The 17,037-nt window shown below is 60.4% G+C and carries 15 protein-coding genes; 7 read left to right on the forward strand and 8 right to left on the reverse strand.

Going from position 1 to position 17,037, the window contains the following annotated elements:
- Window positions 1-5: 5 nt before the first annotated feature.
- The 5 genes from ACXHXG_RS09940 to ACXHXG_RS09960 all read right to left on the reverse strand — a co-directional run bounded on the left by ACXHXG_RS09940 (window position 6) and on the right by ACXHXG_RS09960 (window position 3,923).
- Window positions 6-368: a HepT-like ribonuclease domain-containing protein gene (locus ACXHXG_RS09940; protein WP_457899173.1), complete on the reverse strand. Its 363-nt coding sequence runs from the start codon at window positions 366-368 to the stop codon at window positions 6-8.
- 38 nt (window positions 369-406) lie between these two features.
- Window positions 407-904, reverse strand: a complete 498-nt coding sequence (gene uraD, locus ACXHXG_RS09945) for a 2-oxo-4-hydroxy-4-carboxy-5-ureidoimidazoline decarboxylase (RefSeq protein WP_457899174.1) — start codon at window positions 902-904, stop codon at window positions 407-409.
- Window position 905: 1 nt separating this feature from the next.
- Window positions 906-1,832: an allantoinase PuuE gene (puuE, locus tag ACXHXG_RS09950; RefSeq protein ID WP_104823841.1), complete on the reverse strand. Its 927-nt coding sequence runs from the start codon at window positions 1,830-1,832 to the stop codon at window positions 906-908.
- A 93-nt stretch (window positions 1,833-1,925) separates the two neighbouring features.
- Window positions 1,926-2,633 carry a DUF1045 domain-containing protein gene (locus ACXHXG_RS09955; protein WP_104823842.1) on the reverse strand — a complete coding sequence of 236 codons (708 nt, stop codon included), beginning with the start codon at window positions 2,631-2,633 and terminating at the stop codon, window positions 1,926-1,928.
- A 105-nt stretch (window positions 2,634-2,738) separates the two neighbouring features.
- Window positions 2,739-3,923 (reverse strand): NAD(P)/FAD-dependent oxidoreductase, encoded by a 1,185-nt coding sequence (locus ACXHXG_RS09960; protein WP_457899175.1) that lies wholly within the window; start codon window positions 3,921-3,923, stop codon window positions 2,739-2,741.
- Here ACXHXG_RS09960 and mnmC2 point away from each other — a divergent pair.
- Entirely contained in the window at window positions 3,922-4,656 is a 735-nt protein-coding gene (gene mnmC2, locus ACXHXG_RS09965; RefSeq protein WP_283046793.1) for a tRNA (5-methylaminomethyl-2-thiouridine)(34)-methyltransferase MnmC2, read from the forward strand. The two genes, ACXHXG_RS09960 and mnmC2, sit on opposite strands and share 2 nt — an antisense overlap.
- Here mnmC2 and ACXHXG_RS09970 read toward each other — a convergent pair.
- Window positions 4,653-7,907 (reverse strand): PAS domain-containing hybrid sensor histidine kinase/response regulator, encoded by a 3,255-nt coding sequence (locus ACXHXG_RS09970; RefSeq protein WP_457899176.1) that lies wholly within the window; start codon window positions 7,905-7,907, stop codon window positions 4,653-4,655. The two genes, mnmC2 and ACXHXG_RS09970, sit on opposite strands and share 4 nt — an antisense overlap.
- 214 nt (window positions 7,908-8,121) lie before the next feature.
- On the opposite strand from ACXHXG_RS09970, the gene ACXHXG_RS09975 reads away from it, so the two are divergent.
- From ACXHXG_RS09975 to ACXHXG_RS09985, 3 genes are all read left to right on the forward strand, one after another.
- On the forward strand, window positions 8,122-9,702 hold the full coding sequence (locus ACXHXG_RS09975; protein ID WP_457899177.1) for a trimethylamine methyltransferase family protein: 1,581 nt from the start codon (window positions 8,122-8,124) through the stop codon (window positions 9,700-9,702).
- Between the two features lie 146 nt (window positions 9,703-9,848).
- Complete coding sequence (locus tag ACXHXG_RS09980; RefSeq protein WP_457899178.1) at window positions 9,849-10,157, forward strand: hypothetical protein; 309 nt, start codon at window positions 9,849-9,851, stop codon at window positions 10,155-10,157.
- A 347-nt stretch (window positions 10,158-10,504) separates the two neighbouring features.
- Complete coding sequence (locus ACXHXG_RS09985; RefSeq protein ID WP_457899179.1) at window positions 10,505-12,160, forward strand: DEAD/DEAH box helicase; 1,656 nt, start codon at window positions 10,505-10,507, stop codon at window positions 12,158-12,160.
- 215 nt (window positions 12,161-12,375) lie between these two features.
- Here the strand turns inward: ACXHXG_RS09985 and ACXHXG_RS09990 are convergent, their stop codons facing one another.
- Window positions 12,376-12,837: a MarR family winged helix-turn-helix transcriptional regulator gene (locus tag ACXHXG_RS09990; protein WP_457899180.1), complete on the reverse strand. Its 462-nt coding sequence runs from the start codon at window positions 12,835-12,837 to the stop codon at window positions 12,376-12,378.
- A 126-nt stretch (window positions 12,838-12,963) separates the two neighbouring features.
- Here ACXHXG_RS09990 and ACXHXG_RS09995 point away from each other — a divergent pair, with 126 nt between their 5' ends.
- The gene (locus ACXHXG_RS09995; protein WP_457899181.1) at window positions 12,964-13,341 is read left to right on the forward strand and encodes a nuclear transport factor 2 family protein; all 378 of its coding nucleotides are present in this window, start codon (window positions 12,964-12,966) and stop codon (window positions 13,339-13,341) included.
- 47 nt (window positions 13,342-13,388) lie between these two features.
- Here the strand turns inward: ACXHXG_RS09995 and ACXHXG_RS10000 are convergent, their stop codons facing one another.
- A complete protein-coding gene (locus tag ACXHXG_RS10000; RefSeq protein WP_104823850.1) occupies window positions 13,389-14,282 on the reverse strand; it encodes a DMT family transporter in 894 nt (297 codons plus the stop codon).
- Between the two features lie 393 nt (window positions 14,283-14,675).
- On the opposite strand from ACXHXG_RS10000, the gene ACXHXG_RS10005 reads away from it, so the two are divergent.
- Together ACXHXG_RS10005 and ACXHXG_RS10010 are read left to right on the forward strand one after the other, a co-directional pair.
- On the forward strand, window positions 14,676-16,085 hold the full coding sequence (locus tag ACXHXG_RS10005) for a circularly permuted type 2 ATP-grasp protein (protein ID WP_104823851.1): 1,410 nt from the start codon (window positions 14,676-14,678) through the stop codon (window positions 16,083-16,085).
- Window positions 16,086-16,092: 7 nt separating this feature from the next.
- Window positions 16,093-17,034 carry an alpha-E domain-containing protein gene (locus ACXHXG_RS10010; RefSeq protein ID WP_457899182.1) on the forward strand — a complete coding sequence of 314 codons (942 nt, stop codon included), beginning with the start codon at window positions 16,093-16,095 and terminating at the stop codon, window positions 17,032-17,034.
- Window positions 17,035-17,037 lie beyond the last annotated feature (3 nt).

The following is a 17,037-nucleotide window of genomic DNA, read 5'->3' on the forward strand; positions in this document are numbered from 1 at the left end:
TATGATCATTCGCCTTCCGCTCGCCAATGGCGAATGGAATCCAGTTGTGAGAGCGACTCCGGAAGAGATTTTTGCGCGATGTCCCACAGGGTCGCCAGCTCGATGTCGAAATAGCCCTCAGCAATTCTGTCTCTGAAGTCGCGCATTTCATGCCAAGGCAGCTCCGGATGGTCAACGACAAACTCCGGATGCTCTTCCGCAATACGTGCCGCTGCCTCGCCGATCATCATGAGATTCATGCCGACGGCCCGCTGCTTCTCGATATCACCGAAAAAGACATCTCTATCAGTCCCTTGAAGAAACCGCGCAATTTCAGACATAGCCCGCTGCATGCGATTAAGATGAGAGATCAGCCGATCCAAGCTCATGTCGCGCGGCCCCTTCAGCCAGATACCAGAAGCCCCTATCAGCTCTCCGGAAGCATGGATTGCAGACGCAGCAAGGCAATCTTCTCCACCTGTGCCGTTGCAGTCGCGAACTCCGCATCCCTGTCATTGTCGATCCGCGTTTCGAAGGCGGCCAGGATATCCTCCTTGCCAAGTCCCTTGACCGCGATAATGAAGGGAAAGCCGAATTTCGTCACATAAGCGGCATTGAGTTCGGTGAACCGGGCATGCTCCCCAGGGCTCAGCCGATCGAGCCCGGCGCCGGCCTGTTCTTTGCGGCTGTCCTCGGTCAACTCTCCGGCAATCGCCAGCCGACCCGCCAGGTCCGGATGGGCCCGCAACACGCCAAGCCGCTCCTCCTCGCCGGCGGCACGGAAGAATCGCACCAATGCGGCGTGGACACCACCTGAAGTCAGCGGCTCAGCAATGGCACCCGCGTCAAAGGCGCGCTCGGCAATGAAGGGAGAGTGCTCGAAGACACCGCCGAAACGGCTCACGAAGTCGTCACGCGATATCATCTCAAGGCGCGCCCGCAGGAAGGTGATGCTGGTGCCAATGATTGGCGATCTCGATGCGCTTGGGTATCCAGACCTTGTCGTGCTTCAGCACATATTCGATGAAGCGCCGGAGCGCCGCCGCGCGACCTGGCCTGCCAACCAGGCGGCAGTGCAGGCCGACCGACATCATCTTCGGGCTGCCCTGCTTGCCCTCTTCATAGAGCGTATCGAAGGCATCCTTGAGATAGGTGAAGAACTGATCGCCGGAATTGAAGCCCTGCGGCGTGGCGAAGCGCATATCATTGGTTTCGAGCGTATAAGGTATGATCAGGAACGGCTTGCCCTGAATGCCATCGACCCAATAGGGCAGATCGTCGGCATAGGAATCCGACGAATAGAGGAAGCCTCCTTCTTCCATCACCAGCCGCAGCGTATTGTCGGAAGGCTTACCCTGATACATGCCGTAGGGCCGCTCACCGGTCAGTTCGGTATGCAGGCGCACGGCTTCGAGGATGTGCTTGCGCTCCAGATCCTCCGAAAAATCCTTATATTCCAGCCAGCGATAGCCGTGACTCGCAATTTCCCAACCGGCCTCCTTCATGGCGGCAACCGCTTCCGGATTGCGCGCCATGGCGAGCGTCACGCCATAGACGGTGGCCTGAACCTTGAGTTCGGTGAACATGCGCCATAGCCGCCAGAAACCGGCGCGCGAACCATATTCATAGATCGATTCCATGTTGAGACTGCGCTGGTTCGGCCATGGCGCCGCACCAACGATTTCCGACAGCAGGTTCTCCGATGCTGGATCGCCATCCAGAATGCAGCTTTCTCCACCCTCTTCGTAATTGATCACAAACTGCACCGCGACGCGGGCATCGCCCGGCCATTTTGGATCGGGCGTATGGCGGCCATAGCCGATGAGATTGCGGGGATATGTATCGGACATCAAAGCACCTTCTCGAATATGCGAAGACGGTAGCATTCACGGCCGGAATGTCGAGACGGAAAGTGCGAAACGCACTTTCCTTTCACCTGTAAGCGGTTAGGCGATCTTTCGGGCGCTGACCTTGCCCATGGGATGCAGGGAGTGCACCCGGAATGGCCCGCCTGCGCCCTCTTCCATCATCAGCGCGATGTTCGACACCGGCACTGGCTCGGCAAGCACCGGCTCGAAGAAATCGCGCAATACGCGCTCCATCCGCGGCAGATCGGCGGGACTGACCGTGCCGGTCAACATCATCTGGAAGCGGAATTCGTCCATGACATGCGGATGGCCCCAGCGATGCAGATTGGCGAATTGCGCTGCCGACAGGCTGTCCGGATCGCTACGCTCGATCTCCGCTTCCGTCAGCGGCGCGCGATAGTGGTCGAAGGCCTGGACCAGCGACGCCGCAAGGAACTGCATTTGCTGGGAGGGCTCGGACGACACCAGGCCGAACGCGCCGCCGAGGCGCGCGACTTCCATCTTCGGAATCTCGAACGGCGTCACCGTACCGGAAAAGCGCATGAGATCGCGCAGCAGCGACGCCTCCGTCATGTCCTCGGCCAGGCGAAATGGCGCTTTCAGGATGCCGTTGAAACCGTAGCGGCGCGGCACGGCGGTGTGGAAGGCGACTTCATGAATGCCGAGCCCACGAATGGCGGGCGGATCGACCATCTCGCCGGAATAGACGTTGCGGCCGAGCCAATTTGCGGCCACGAGCGTCAGCGGATCGCTCGCAGACGGCGTGAAGCAAATGGCGTAGCGCATAAAATCTCCTCTAGAAGGCGAAAAACCGGCTGACCAACCAGCTGCCGATGCGCAAGGAGATAAGTGATTTGCGTGACAGATTGACGACCTGAACGGCCTTTATATTCACGTTTTATGGGATGCTACCGTAACGTGGTTCGAAAGGGTAAAACCTTCGGGCAGCTTGAAAGAACAGGAAATTTCCAGGGCCTCGCGGACCGCCGCTTTGGCCAGACGGTGCGCCAGGCCGAAGCTCACCTTGAAACCGCCGGTCAACGCGATCAGCCGTGGATGATCCGGATGTGCTCCCACCATGGGATCCCGATCGATCGCTTTCGGCCGCAAGCCGGCCCAGCGTTCGACCACTTCGGCACCCGCAAGCACCGGCGCCATTGTCCGCGCAGCAGTCAGCAGGTCGTCCAACTGACCATCTGTCGACATCGGATTGTCGAAGCGGTTCTCGCTCGTACTGCCGACCGCGACCAATCCGCCCTCATGCGGAACGATATAGAGCCCGTCGCGGAAAATCACCGGCAGGCCGGCCTCGACATCCGCTTTCAGCAAAGCAGCCTGTCCCTTGACCGGCTGGCCAAGGGGAGAATGACGTCCGGGCGTCAATCCGTCCAGCATCGGAAAGGAGCGATGCCCGGCAGAAAGGATGCAACGGCGGAAACGGATCGTGCCTTCTTGGGTCGCTGCGGTGCCGCGATCCGGATCGATGCTCTGGATTTCCAGACCTTCGGCAAGCCGAACATGTTTCGCCTTATCAAGAAAGCTGGCCAGAACCTTCAGGAAGGCTCGGGGCGCAACGCGGGCGGCAAGCGTGTCGAAAACAAATCCGCTTTCGCCGGCCGCCGGATCGATCCAGCCTTCCACCGGCGCGGCATGGAGCACATGCCAATGAAACCTTCGTTCGCCGTGATGCCAATGCGTTTCGGCATCCTGCGAGTGGCCCAGCGCGATCTTGCGCAGATGCGGCTTCGGCAACGGGATCAGCCGGCCGGAACGGCGGTATCCGGCGGAAAGCCCGGTTGCCGCTTCCAGTTGCGCAATCTCATTCTCCAGTAACACGAGCGCATCGAACTGGAATTGCTTCTTCTCGGACCACTTGTCCGGCATATGCGGCATCAGCGCGCCGAGCAGGCCGCCGCTTGCCCCCTGCCCCAATCGGCCGGCATCGACGAGCAGCGTCTCGACGCCTTGCCGCTCCGCATGCACCGCCGCCCAAAGGCCCATGATGCCGCCGCCGACGATCAACAGTTCGGCGGATGATTGACCGGCAAGCCCCGGAGGATTATCGGCTCTTCCCATGACAGATCCAGTTTCCGATCAAACGCCCGAGGCGAAGACCAATGTGGCAAGCCAGGCGCTCGAATGGCGCGACGGCGATATGCCCTATTCGACCGCTTTTGGCGACCATTTTTATTGCCAGACCGACGGCCGGCTGGAATGCGGCCATGTCTTCCTCGCCGGCAACGGCCTGCCCGCCCGCTGGAATGAGCAAGGAAACTTCCTGATCGGCGAGCTTGGCTTCGGCACCGGCCTGAATTTCTGCGAAACCTGGCGGCAATGGCGCCAGCACCGCAAACCGGATTCGGAACTTCATTTCATGTCCTTCGAGCTCTATCCGATGAAGGCCGAGGAGATCGATCGCGCGTTATCGCACTGGCCGGAAATCGATGCTGAGCGTCAGGCGCTCGTCGCTGCCTGGCCGAAGGAACCGCGCGGCATCGTTGCGCTCACCCTCGACGCCCAGACGCGCCTTAGCGTCGTCTGCGGGTCGGCGATCGACGGCGTGCGCCGAGCAGCAACTGGCTTCGACGCCTGGTATCTCGATGGCTTTGCCCCTTCCCGAAACGCCGATATGTGGTCGCCGGAACTGATGCAGCATCTCCACGACAAGACCGTCGCCGGCGGCACCTTCGCCACCTACGCCGCCGCCGGTTTCGTGCGTCGCAATCTGCAGGCAGCAGGCTTCTCGGTCGAGCGACGCAAGGGATTTGCGGGAAAACGCGAAATGCTCTGCGGAACCAAACAGGCTTAGTTGCTGGAACGCCCGATCTGGAGCGCAGCATCGCCGAGCCAGCGGCGGGCCTTGGCTTCCAGGAGTTCGGGGCTGATCGGCTTCGACATATAGTCGTCCATGCCCGCCTCCAGGCACATATCGCGGTCGACATCGAGCGCATGCGCGGTGACGCCGACGATCGGCACATGCCAGCCCTGCCCTGCCTCCGTTTCCAGTTGCCGGATCATGCGTGTCGCCTGATGGCCGTTCATGATCGGCATGGAGACATCCATCATGATCAGCGATGGCCGAAGCTTGCGCCAGGCCTCCACGGCCTCCTGGCCGTTCTGGACCACGAGGAAGCGCAGGCCGGTGACCTGCAGGATCTGCGTGAAGACAATCTGGTTGACCTCGTTGTCCTCCGCAACGAGAACATCGATGGCGCTAACCGGTTTCGCCGCCACTTCGCGTTCGACGGTATCGATCGCAGCAACTGCTTCGGCTTCGATCGACTGCGAAGCGACAGCCGTTTCATCGCTGCTCATCCGCTGCCGGCGCGCCGTGCGCACGACATCGATGATGGTGCTGCGCAGCACATTGGCGCGCACGGGCTTCATCAGATGCGCCTGACCGTTCAGCGCCGCGAATTCCTTGTCGCTGCCGGCGACATCCATGGAGGTCAGGAAGATCAGCGAAACGCCGTCGAAGCGCGAATCGGCGCGAATGGCACGCGCGACTTCATCGCCGTTCATGTCCGGCATGTGGTAGTCGAGGATCACGGCATCGACCTGCACGCCCATATCGAAAGCGGCATGGAGGATGGCTAGCCCCGTCTTGCCGTCTTCGGCAGCGTAGCCGTCAAAGCTCCATTGCTCCAACTGCTCGGTCAATATCCGCCTGTTGATCTCGTTGTCGTCGATGACCAGGATGCCGGCGCCCTTGACATTGACCGGCACCGGACGCGGTTCGCTGCGCGTGGCGGCCGGCGGCACGGGCAGATGCACGGTGAAGACCGAACCCTTGCCCCATTCGCTCTCGACTTCGAGATAGCCACCGAAGAGGTCGACGAGCCCCGCGGTAATGGCAAGGCCAAGACCCGTGCCTTCATGACGGCGCGTCGAGGAAGCGTCCACCTGCGAGAACTTCTCGAAAATGGAATCCAGCTTCTCCTCGGAAATACCGATGCCGGTGTCCTCGATGCGGAGCGTCAACATGATCTCGCCGTTGTCGATCGGCCGGCTCTCCACCTCGACCAACACGTGACCGCGCTCGGTGAATTTAACCGCATTGCCGACGAGATTGGTGACGATCTGGCGAAAGCGGCCTGCGTCTCCGAGCACCATGGCCGGCACATCAGGCGCCGTGCGCACCAGCAGCTCGATATCTTTTTCCGCCGCCGGCGACGACAGCAGCGTCGCGACATCCTCCACCGCCTCGGCGGGATCGAAGGCGGCCTTGCGCAGACGCATCTGCCCGGCATCGATCTTCGAGAAGTCCAGGATGTCGTTGATGATCGTCAACAGTGCATTGCCCGACTTGACGATGATGTCGATGAAAGTCTTCTGCCGGGCATCGAGATCGGTCTTAGCCAGGAGCTCCGCCATGCCGAGAACGCCGTTCATCGGCGTGCGGATTTCATGGCTCATATTGGCGAGGAATTCGGATTTGGCGCGATCGGCGGCTTCGCTGCGCGAAAGCAGCAGTTGCAGCTCGGCCTCGCGGTCTTTCATCTCGGTGACATCGGTCAGCACCACGGTCCAACGGCGGCTTTCGCTGATCGTGGCTTCGAGCTGCATCCAGCGATCGCCCGCAATCTGGAACACCGCGGAAACCGGCCTGTTCGCCGCCATGCTCCTGCCCCATCCACGCAGAACCGCCTTCGGATCGTCGCCGAAATCGCCCCGCGCGGCGCAATAGTTATACGCGATGGACCAATGCTTGCCGATCTCCAGATGATCGGCGGGAATGCGCAGCATGTCCGTCAATGCATCGTTTGCCAGCATGATGATGCCGTCTTCCACGATGAGCAGGCCCTGCGACATGGCATGCGTCGCGTCGGTCATCAGTTCGCCGAGACGCTCTAGGGCAAGGCGCGCCTCGGTGATCTCGCGGGCTTGCTGGCGCACGGAAGAGATATCCGCATAGGCAATCAGCGTGCGGCCGTTCGAAATGCGGCGAGCATCCATGATGACGGATTTGCCGTCGGCAAAATTCATCTCGGTCTGGAAATGCGGCCCGGCATTGCGGAAGGACTCCAGGCGCGCCTGATAGATATCGTCGATACTGCCAGCATCGGCATCATAGCGGCCGAGTTCGAAATGCTTGGCGACGAGATCGCGATAAGACAGGCCTTCGAAATGTTCGTTCTTCGGGAAATCCCAGATGTCGTAGAAGGCATCATTGGTATATTCCACGACGTAATTGCTGTCATGGATCATGACACCGATCGGCATCGAGCGCAGGATGTTCCCCAGATCCTGATGCAAGGCCTCGGCGCGCGCCTGTGCCTCGATCAGCTCAGTCTCGCGCAGCTTCAACACGGAAATATCGGTCATCGAGCCGACGGCATAGCGCCTGCCGTCGGCAGTGACGACCCGGTTGACGCGCGTCATGAGCGGGTGTGTCACACGCTCCCGATCAACCACCGTGCCTTCGAATTCGAATGCGTGGCCCTCGTTCAGCACCTGCTCGTTTTCCGCAAAGTACTCGTCGGCGCCGGTTTCGAACATCTCATGTTCGGTCTTGCCCAGTGCCTCGGCGCGGCTGAGCCCCGTGATGGCCCCATAAGCCTCGTTGGAATAAATCAGCCGATGGCTGGCATCGCGCGCGAAGACGGCGACCGGCAGGTCCTCGAGAATCGTGCGGTAAAGCCCGATCTCATCGACGTCACTCGCAATATGGCCGCTTTCGCGATCGGAAGACGAACGCGAAGGTGTAGCCGGCGCATCTAGGAACATGCCGAAGACATAGACGCGGTCTTCGGACGGCGAGAAACTTTCGATCTGCACGCGAGAAGGCTCACGGCCCGTGGGGTCGAAGCATAGCGCCATCTCTTCCGAGCCGAAAACCAGCGCCCGGCGCTCCTTGTCTTCGCGATCAACTTCCTCGCCGCTGTCGAAGAGATCACGGCTGCGATTGCCGATGAAATCGGCGGTATCGCGCCGAAAAAACCGCGCATAGGCTTCATTGACGGCGACATAACGCAGATCGCTGTTCTTGACATAGGCCGGCTGATCCAGATCTGCGATCCGGCGGCAGGCCATCTCCAGCAGTTCACCGTCCGAGTTCAACAGGACCCCTCTTCCCAACGCTTACAATAGTTACTCAACAAACGCTTTATCACAAATCGCTTTAACAAGCCGTTAACCATATTTACCAATCCACTGAACGTCGCGTTCAGACCACTGACTATCCCAGAACAGTCATCGCCAGGTCGCAAACGACGGCGGCATCGGACGCCGAACTCTGCCAAGAATCCTATCAGCACAATGGTGGAGCGAGAGCATGAGCGACGATAGAAACCCGGCCTTGCACGAGACTGATACCATGCCGGTGGAGCGTCGCCGCCGGGCCGGAGGGCGCGGGGCCGAGCGCAGCCGCAAGCCAAGCGGCGCGAAATACCTCAACCTCGTCAACAATCTGGCCCGCACCGAGCTTCTGTCGCCCGAAGCGCTCGACGATATTCACGAGGCGTCGCTGACCGTTCTCGAAGAGATCGGCATGGACATCATTTTGCCGGAAGCGCGCGAGCGCATGAAAGCCGCTGGCGCCGACGTCACGCCCGGCACAGAGCGTGTCCGATTCGACCGTGGCATGATCACGGAGCTGATCGCCTCCGTCCCCTCGACCTTCACCCTGCACGCCCGCAATCCGCTCCGAAACGTTCAGATCGGCGGGAAGAATCTCGTCTTCGCCCAGGTCGCCTCCGCACCTTTCGTCGCGGACCGCGAGGGTGGCAGACGGGCCGGCAATCAGGAGGATTTCCGCAAGCTGATCAAGCTCGCCCAATCCTACGACGTCATCCACATGACTGGCGGCTATCCGGTCGAGCCCATCGATATCCACGCTTCAGTCCGCCATCTCGATTGCCTCTCCGACATCGTCAAGCTCACCGATAAGGCGTTTCATTGCTACTCGCTCGGCAAGCAGCGCAATCTTGATGCTATCGAGATCGCCCGCATCGGCCGCGGCATCAGCATGGAACAGATGGAGCGGGAGCCGTCGCTCTTCACCGTCATCAACTCCTCCTCTCCGCTGCGCCTCGATGGGCCCATGCTGCAGGGCATCATCGAGATGTCGTCGCGGGGTCAGGTGGTGATCGTGACGCCCTTCACGCTGGCGGGCGCCATGGCGCCGGTGACCATTGCCGGTGCGCTGGTGCAGCAGAATGCCGAGGCGCTCTGCGGCATCGCCTTCAGCCAGATGGTGCGCAAGGGCGCGCCGGTCATGTATGGCGGCTTCACCTCGAATGTCGACATGAAGACCGGGGCGCCGGCTTTCGGCACGCCGGAATATATGAAGGCCGTGATTGCCGGCGGCCAGCTCGCCCGCCGCTATGGCATCCCCTACCGCACCTCCAACACCAATGCCTCCAACACGCTGGACGCTCAGGCAGCCTATGAATCGGCGCTGTCGCTCTGGGCGCTGACCCAAGGCGGTGGCAATTTCGTGCTGCATGCGGCCGGCTGGAGCGAGGGTGGGCTGACCGCCTCCTTTGAGAAATTCATCCTCGATGTCGACATGCTGCAGATGGTCGCCGAATTCCTGACCCCGCTGGATGTCAGCAGTGACGCGCTGGCGCTGGATGCCGTGCGCGATGTCGGCCCCGGCGGGCATTATTTCGGAACTGCCCACACACTGGCGCGCTACGAAACCGCTTTCTATTCACCAATCCTCTCGGACTGGCGAAATTACGAGACCTGGACGGAAGCCGGCCGACCGACGACCTACGATCACGCCAACCGCGCGTTCAAGGAAACGCTCGCCCATTACGAGCGCCCCCCGCTCGATCCGGCCACCGAAGAGGAGCTTGACGCCTTCGTCGCCAAGCGTAAGGCGGAAGGTGGCGTACCCACCGATTTCTAGTTGAAAATCAAAGGTTTTCACCCATTCATCATGAACAAAATTTAATGTCGTGGCCCTCTTTTTAGCCGCGACTTCGCCCCCTTTTCTACGCACCTTCAAACTCGGCTTCGGCTCGGAGGCCTCTGGTTTTTGGGAAAGGGATGTCAATGCCTGTGCTTCGCACTTTAACGACGGCCGGTTTGATCGCGCTGACGCTTGGCAGCGCCGCCGCCGTAACCACAACGACCGCCGGCGCCTCCGAGCGCGGCGCCTTTTTCGGCGGTCTTGCCGCCGGTGTCGTCGGCGGCGCCCTAGCTGGCGAAGCCGTGCGATCGGCCTACCCGGTCTATCCGGCTTATTATCCTGCCTATCGAACCTATTATGCTCCGGCCTATGTACGCGCCTATCCCGACTGCTACTGGGCATGGCGTCACGACGGTTGGGGCAGGCCTTACCGCGTCGAGGTTTGCCGCTGACCTATGAAGATCGAGCGCCCCATGCCGCCGGACTTCCGGCGGCACTTTCGCCTGCCTTCCGAAAAGCTTTTGACCTCACCTCTTGACTTCGGCAGCGAATAAGACCAAATGCGCGTCAGCTTTCACCTTCCGGCCGCCGCGTGAGCGTGCCCTGCGGGACTAGACGTACGCAAGAGAAGGACAAAAGCGCTTTTGAAATGAGACCGCACCCAAGGCGGTCGAACGCGCTGGAAAGCTTTTTCCAACTTACAAGTTCCCACTTCACGCGGGGTTCTTGACGCCAGAGACAGACCGGACCGCATGGTGCGACCCGGCCTATTCGCTTTGGCGCCCCGAAAGGTATTGAATTGACCGATTTTCACTCGCTTGGTCTTTCCAAGCAGATCGTCGATACGCTGTCGCAGAACAACTTCGCGACTCCGACGCCCATTCAGGCACAGGCTATCCCGCTTGTTCTCCAGGGCCGCGATCTCATCGGCCTCGCCCAGACCGGCACCGGCAAAACGGCCGCTTTCGGCCTGCCGATCATCGAAATGCTGCTGAAGGACGCCAAGCGTCCCGACAACCGCACCGTCCGCACGCTGATCCTCGCCCCCACCCGCGAACTGGTGAACCAGATCGCCGACAATCTTAAGCTGTTCGTCCGCAAGACGCCGCTGCGGATCAACGTCGTGGTCGGCGGCGCCTCCATCAACAAGCAGCAGCTTCAGCTTGAGCGCGGCACCGACATTCTCGTCGCCACCCCTGGGCGCCTGCTCGACCTCATCAACCGCCGCGCCCTGTCGCTCGGCCATGTCAGCTATCTCGTCCTCGACGAGGCAGACCAGATGCTCGACCTCGGCTTCATCCACGATCTGCGCAAGATCGCCAAGCTCGTCCCGGCCAAGCGCCAGACCCTGTTGTTCTCGGCGACCATGCCGAAGGCGATTGCCGATCTCGCTTCCGACTATCTAACCAATCCGTTGAAGGTCGAAGTCTCGCCTCCGGGCAAGGCAGCCGACAAGGTGGAACAGTATGTCCACTTCGTCGCCGGTCAGAACCACAAGACCGAGATCCTGAAGGAAACGCTGAACGCCAACCCGGATGGCCGCTCGATCGTCTTCCTGCGCACCAAGCACGGTGCCGAAAAGCTGACGAAGCATCTCGACCATGTCGGCTATGCCGCCGCCTCCATTCACGGCAACAAGAGCCAGGGTCAGCGCGAGCGCGCGCTCAAGGGCTTCCGAGATGGTGAAGTTCGCGTGCTCGTCGCAACCGACGTTGCCGCTCGCGGCATCGATATCCCTGGTGTTTCGCATGTCTACAATTACGACCTGCCGGAAGTGCCGGACGCCTACGTCCACCGCATCGGCCGCACAGCGCGCGCCGGCCGTGACGGCATCGCCATCGCTTTCTGCTCACCGGACGAGATTCGCCTGCTGCGCGACATCGAGCGCCTCATGGGCATCGAAATCGCCGTTGCCAGCGGCGAAGCCCCTGCCGACCGCGCCCGTCCGGCTCGCGGCAACAACAACCGTGGTGGTCGTGGCAACCAGGGCCGCGGCGGCGCAGGTCAGGGACGTCCGGAAGGCCGTTCGGGTCGCCCCGGTGGCCGTCCGCAACGTGACGGTGAAAACGGTGAGGCCCGCGCCCGCACAGGCGAACGCCAGGAGCGTCGGCCGCGCGACGATCGTCCGCAGCGCGAGAACCATCGCAATGCCGACTTCCGCGGCCAGCGCCGCGATGAGCGCACGCCGCGCCCGGAAGCGGACAATGATCTTGTTTCGACGTCCGATTTCCGCCCGGCCAAGAAGCCGCATCATAACGGCCCGGCAAACGCCAACGCCGCCCACGAAGCCGGCGCCCATCGCAACCAGCGCCACGCCCATGGTCGGCCCTCAGGCCGTCATAACGAGGAGCGCGGCCAAGGCCACGCTCACGGCGAACACCGCGAAGGCGGCAACGGCGGCATGAAGCGCCGCGGGCCACGCAATGGCAACGGCCAGCGCCGCGAACGCGCTTGATGAATGAACAGAGGGGGCTGAATGGCCAAGCCCCCTCTCGAAATCTCCAACTAAAGTAGATACTGATATCGGACCGCTTGCAGCACAGACACTGCAAGCGGTTTTTCTCGCCGGAAATATCGATCAAGCATCCTGCGTAGTCAGTTGCCGCGGAATGCTCGTTTTGCGACGTCTTAAAACTTGGTCGCCAAATCATCGCTAGCTCCGCCTCAAGCTCAGGACGTGTGTGACGATGGCTCCGCGCTCGTGATTTGATCCAGATTTGCGATCAACCGGGTAAGTAACGCGACAAGTTGCACCGCTTCTCCTTCTGTAAACCCATCCAATGCATCGCGATTTCCTTTGAACAGGGTTTCAATCGCGGCCGGCATACGGGCCTGCGCGGCCTTCGTGAGAACGATGCGGCTACTTCGTCCGTCTTCCGGGTCGGGTGTTCGCTGGATCAAACCATCTCGCTCCATGCGAGCGAGCATCTGGGCCATCGGCGGCTGCTCGATCTTGGCAAAGCGGGCTAGATCGCGTTGCGTGCTTGCTTTCCCATTCTGCAACGCGACCAGCACTGGCAAGTGACCGACGCCGAACCCAAGCGGCTTCAGACGTGCCTCGCTTAGACGCGCGAACCCACGCGCAGCAAGACTGATGAGATGCCCCGGCGTAGAAAGCACGTCGTTTTCCATCTCTCGCTTATCCTCTCTCTACGGTTGACCGCAAACTACATATGTACGTATATATATCGACGAGCGAGCTGGCAAGTTCGGCTCGAACCGCCCCACGCTCCCCTTAATCCACTGTGAGGAAACGATATGTCGGACACTCATAAGCAACTTATCAAGCGCATCTACGACCGCTTCAACGCGAGAGACATCGACGGTGTACTTACCGAGCTTGCCGATGATGTTGTTTGGGCAAACGGTATGGATGGAGGCCACGTCCATGGACGTGAGGCTGTGCGCGATTATTGGACACGGCAATGGGCGGTCGTCAGTCCACATGTCGAGCCGGTGGCAATCCAGACAACCGATGACGGTGTCGCCGCTGTCGAGGTGATTCAGTCCGTGTTCGATCTCGACGGCCGGCCGCTGACGGGGCAGACCCATGGGCTGAAGGACAAGACAGTGATGCACATCTTTCGCATGGAGAGTGGTAAGATCGTGCGCTTTGATATTAAGGACACCCCATAGGCATCTCGTGGGACCGTGCCATCAAAGCAGGCGGAATCCCGCCTGCCCTATTCCGGCACTACGTCAGCGGTGCGCCGATTGGTCAAATAAACGCCAATCACCACTATCACCGTGCCGATAATGATCGGCAAAGTCAGCGGTTCGCCGAAGGCGATCGCCGCCTCGATGGCGACGGCGGGCGGCATCAGATAGATCAGCGAAGCGGCGCGCGACACTTGCCCGCGACGGATGAGGTAGAGCAGCAGACCGACGGCACCCATCGACAGGCCGAAAACAGACCAAGCAAGAGCAAGGAACGCCTCGTGCGTGCCGTCGAAATGCAAATTTTCGAACGTCAGCGCCAAAGGCGCGGCAACGATGAGTGCACCGACATATTGCAGCGTCGCGATGGTCCTAAGGTCGCCGGTCTGCAGATGCCGCTTTTGATAAAGCGTCCCATACGTCACGGAGACCATCGCGAGCAGATTGACGCCGAGCGGGATAGCCGAATTCCAGAGATTGGCGGTATCCGATGATAGAAGCTTCGGCGAGATGGCGATCGCGATGCCCGCGAAACCAAGCAGCAAGCCAAGCCGCTGCGCCGGCTGCAGGCGCTCCCCGACCAGATAGGGCGCAGCCATCGCCGTCATGAGCGGCTGCAGGGCAGCGATAATGCCCGAAATTCCCGCAGGCACGCCACTGGCGATCGCCCACCAAAGACCGCCGAGATAAAACCCATGTAGAAAGATGCCGGAATAAATGGCGCGGAAGACGCTCGACCAATCACGCGGCCACTTCGCGCCCGTAAAAGCGCAAAACAAAACGAAGGCGAGCGCCGAGAGGCTGTACCGGATCATAAGAAAAGTGAATGGACCCGAGTGCATCGCCGCATATTTCGCAACGATCCAGCCTGTGGACCAAAGAAAGACGAAGATCGCCGGCGCGAATGTGTCGAGGGACATGGAGGCTCAGACTGAAATTGATGTTGCAGACTCGAATCGGGCCCGAACTGAAACCGGATCGTCGCTATACAAGGTAGCCGCTGATAGCCGAAGACAGTCAAGGCGTCAAAATCGAACCGCTGAAACCAATCATCAATTTTTCTTCACGTCCGCTTCTCTACCCTTGCTTGAGGGATTTCACGCCGCTCTATGCACCGACGACAAAATAAGCACGTGCTTAGATTTTGATCGCAGCGCCACAGCCGTAAACTTTCATTTACGGGTGCGTTGACCCGAAACGCCCGGAATCCCGGCGTTTTCGCCGGTTTCGAAATTCGTACGTGCAAATGCGCATACTTCTTGCATTGTCAAAACTGTTGTATTCAAATGGGAAAAAACACGGGGACCGCGCCTTTGGCATTTGATGAAATGATTACTGCGGATGAAAGTCCGCGCACGCCTTACGAAAAATATTTCGAGTGGTACTCCGGCCAGGACAGAGGCCATCTAATTGCCAAATCCCGCGATGCGGAAAACATCTTCCGGAAAACGGGTATCACCTTCGCAGTCTACGGGCACGCGGACTCCGCCGAAAAGCTCATCCCCTTCGATATCATCCCCCGCATCATTTCCGGCCGAGAATGGCGCAAGCTCGCCCAGGGCATCGAACAGCGGGTCATCGCGCTCAACGCTTTCCTCGACGATATCTACCACAAGCAAGAGATCATCCGCGCCGGTCGCATCCCGCGTGAGCTGATCGAGAAGAACGACGCCTTCCTGCCGGAGATGATCGGCTTCCGTCCGCCTGGCGGTGTCTATACTCACATCGTCGGCACCGACATCGTGCGGACGGCCGAAGACCAGTTCTACGTGCTGGAAGACAATGCCCGCACCCCCTCCGGCGTCAGCTACATGCTGGAAAACCGGGAAACCATGATGCAGATGTTCCCGGAGCTGTTTCACCAGAACAAAGTGCAGCGCGTCGAGGACTATCCGCTGCTGCTGCGCCAGAGCCTCGCCTCGCTCGCCCCTCGCGGCTGCAACGGCAAGCCGCGCGTCGCCGTTCTGACCCCCGGCATCTATAATTCCGCCTATTACGAGCATTCCTTCCTGGCCGACATGATGGGCGTGGAGCTGGTCGAAGGCTCGGATCTGCGTGTCATCGACGGCAAGGTGAAAATGCGCACCACGCGCGGCTATGAGGCGATCGACGTTCTCTATCGCCGCGTGGACGACGACTTCCTCGACCCTCTCACCTTCCGCGCGGATTCGGCCCTCGGCATTCCCGGCATCATGGATGTCTATCGCGCCGGCCATATCACCATCGCCAATGCGCCCGGCACCGGCATCTCCGACGACAAGGCGATCTATTCCTACATGCCGGAGATCGTCGAATTCTACACCGGTCGCAAGCCGATCCTCGAAAACGTGCCGACCTGGCGCTGTTCGGAGCCCGACAGCCTGAAATACGTGCTGGAGAACCTCGCCGACCTCGTCGTCAAGGAAGTGCATGGTTCGGGCGGCTACGGCATGCTCGTCGGCCCGACCGCCTCGAAGAAAGAGCGGACGGAGTTTGCCGAGAAGCTGAAGGCCAAGCCGAACAATTATATTGCCCAGCCGACCCTCTCGCTGTCGACCGTGCCGATCCTGGTCAACAAAGGCATCGCGCCGCGCCACGTCGACCTGCGCCCCTATGTCCTCGTTTCTGACAAGGTACAGATCATCCCCGGCGGGCTCACCCGCGTGGCGCTGAAAGAAGGCTCGCTGGTGGTCAATTCCAGCCAGGGCGGCGGCACCAAAGATACCTGGGTTCTGGAGGACTGAGACGGACATGCTTGGAAGAACCGCGAATGGCCTCTACTGGATGTTCCGTTACATCGAGCGTGCCGAAAACATAGCCCGTCTGGTCGATGCCGGCCAGCGCATGTCGCTGACCCGCAGCGGTGCGGCGGAAGATGATTGGGATGGGGTCCTGCAGAGCGCAGGCGTGCGCGAAGCCTATAACGAGGTGCATGGCAAGCTGACTGGCGCCGACGCGATCGACTATCTGATACGCGACCGCTCCAATCCGTCGAGTGTAATGTCCTGCATCGATTATGGCCGCAACAATGCCCGCATGGTCCGCACGGCGCTGACCCGGGACACCTGGGAAGCAACCAATGAATGCTGGATCGAGCTGAAGACATTGCTCGGCAAGCGCCTGAAGACCGCCGAAGTGCCGGAGATGATCGAGGTCATCAAGCGCCGGGCCGGATTGATCCGTGGCGCGTTCCACGGTTCGATGCTGCGCAACGAGCTCTACAATTTCGCCCGCATCGGCACTTTCATCGAGCGCGCCGACAACACGGCGCGCATTCTCGACGTAAAATATTACGTCCTGCTGCCATCGATCTCGCATGTCGGCTCGTCGCTCGACAACGCGCAATGGGAATCGATCCTGCGTTCGGTCTCCGCCCATCGCGCCTATAAATGGGCCTACGATCCGGAGTACAAGCCGGCAAATATTGCCGACTTCCTGATCCTCAATGGCCAGATGCCGCGGTCGCTCGCCTATTGCTACGAAAAGATCGTCAGCAATATCGGCTATCTCGGCGCTGAGTACGAGGAGCGGCTGCCGGCACATGAGACGGCCGATGCCATCCGCAAGATGCTGCAGACGCTTAGCATCAAGAACATCATGGATCAGGGACTGCATGAATTCTTGGAGGATTTCGTTTCGCGCAACAACAAGCTCAGCGCGGAAATCTCCGACGGCTACCGGTTCTATCAGTAAGCG

The sequence above is a fragment of the Rhizobium sp. LEGMi-198b genome (genome assembly GCF_054114205.1).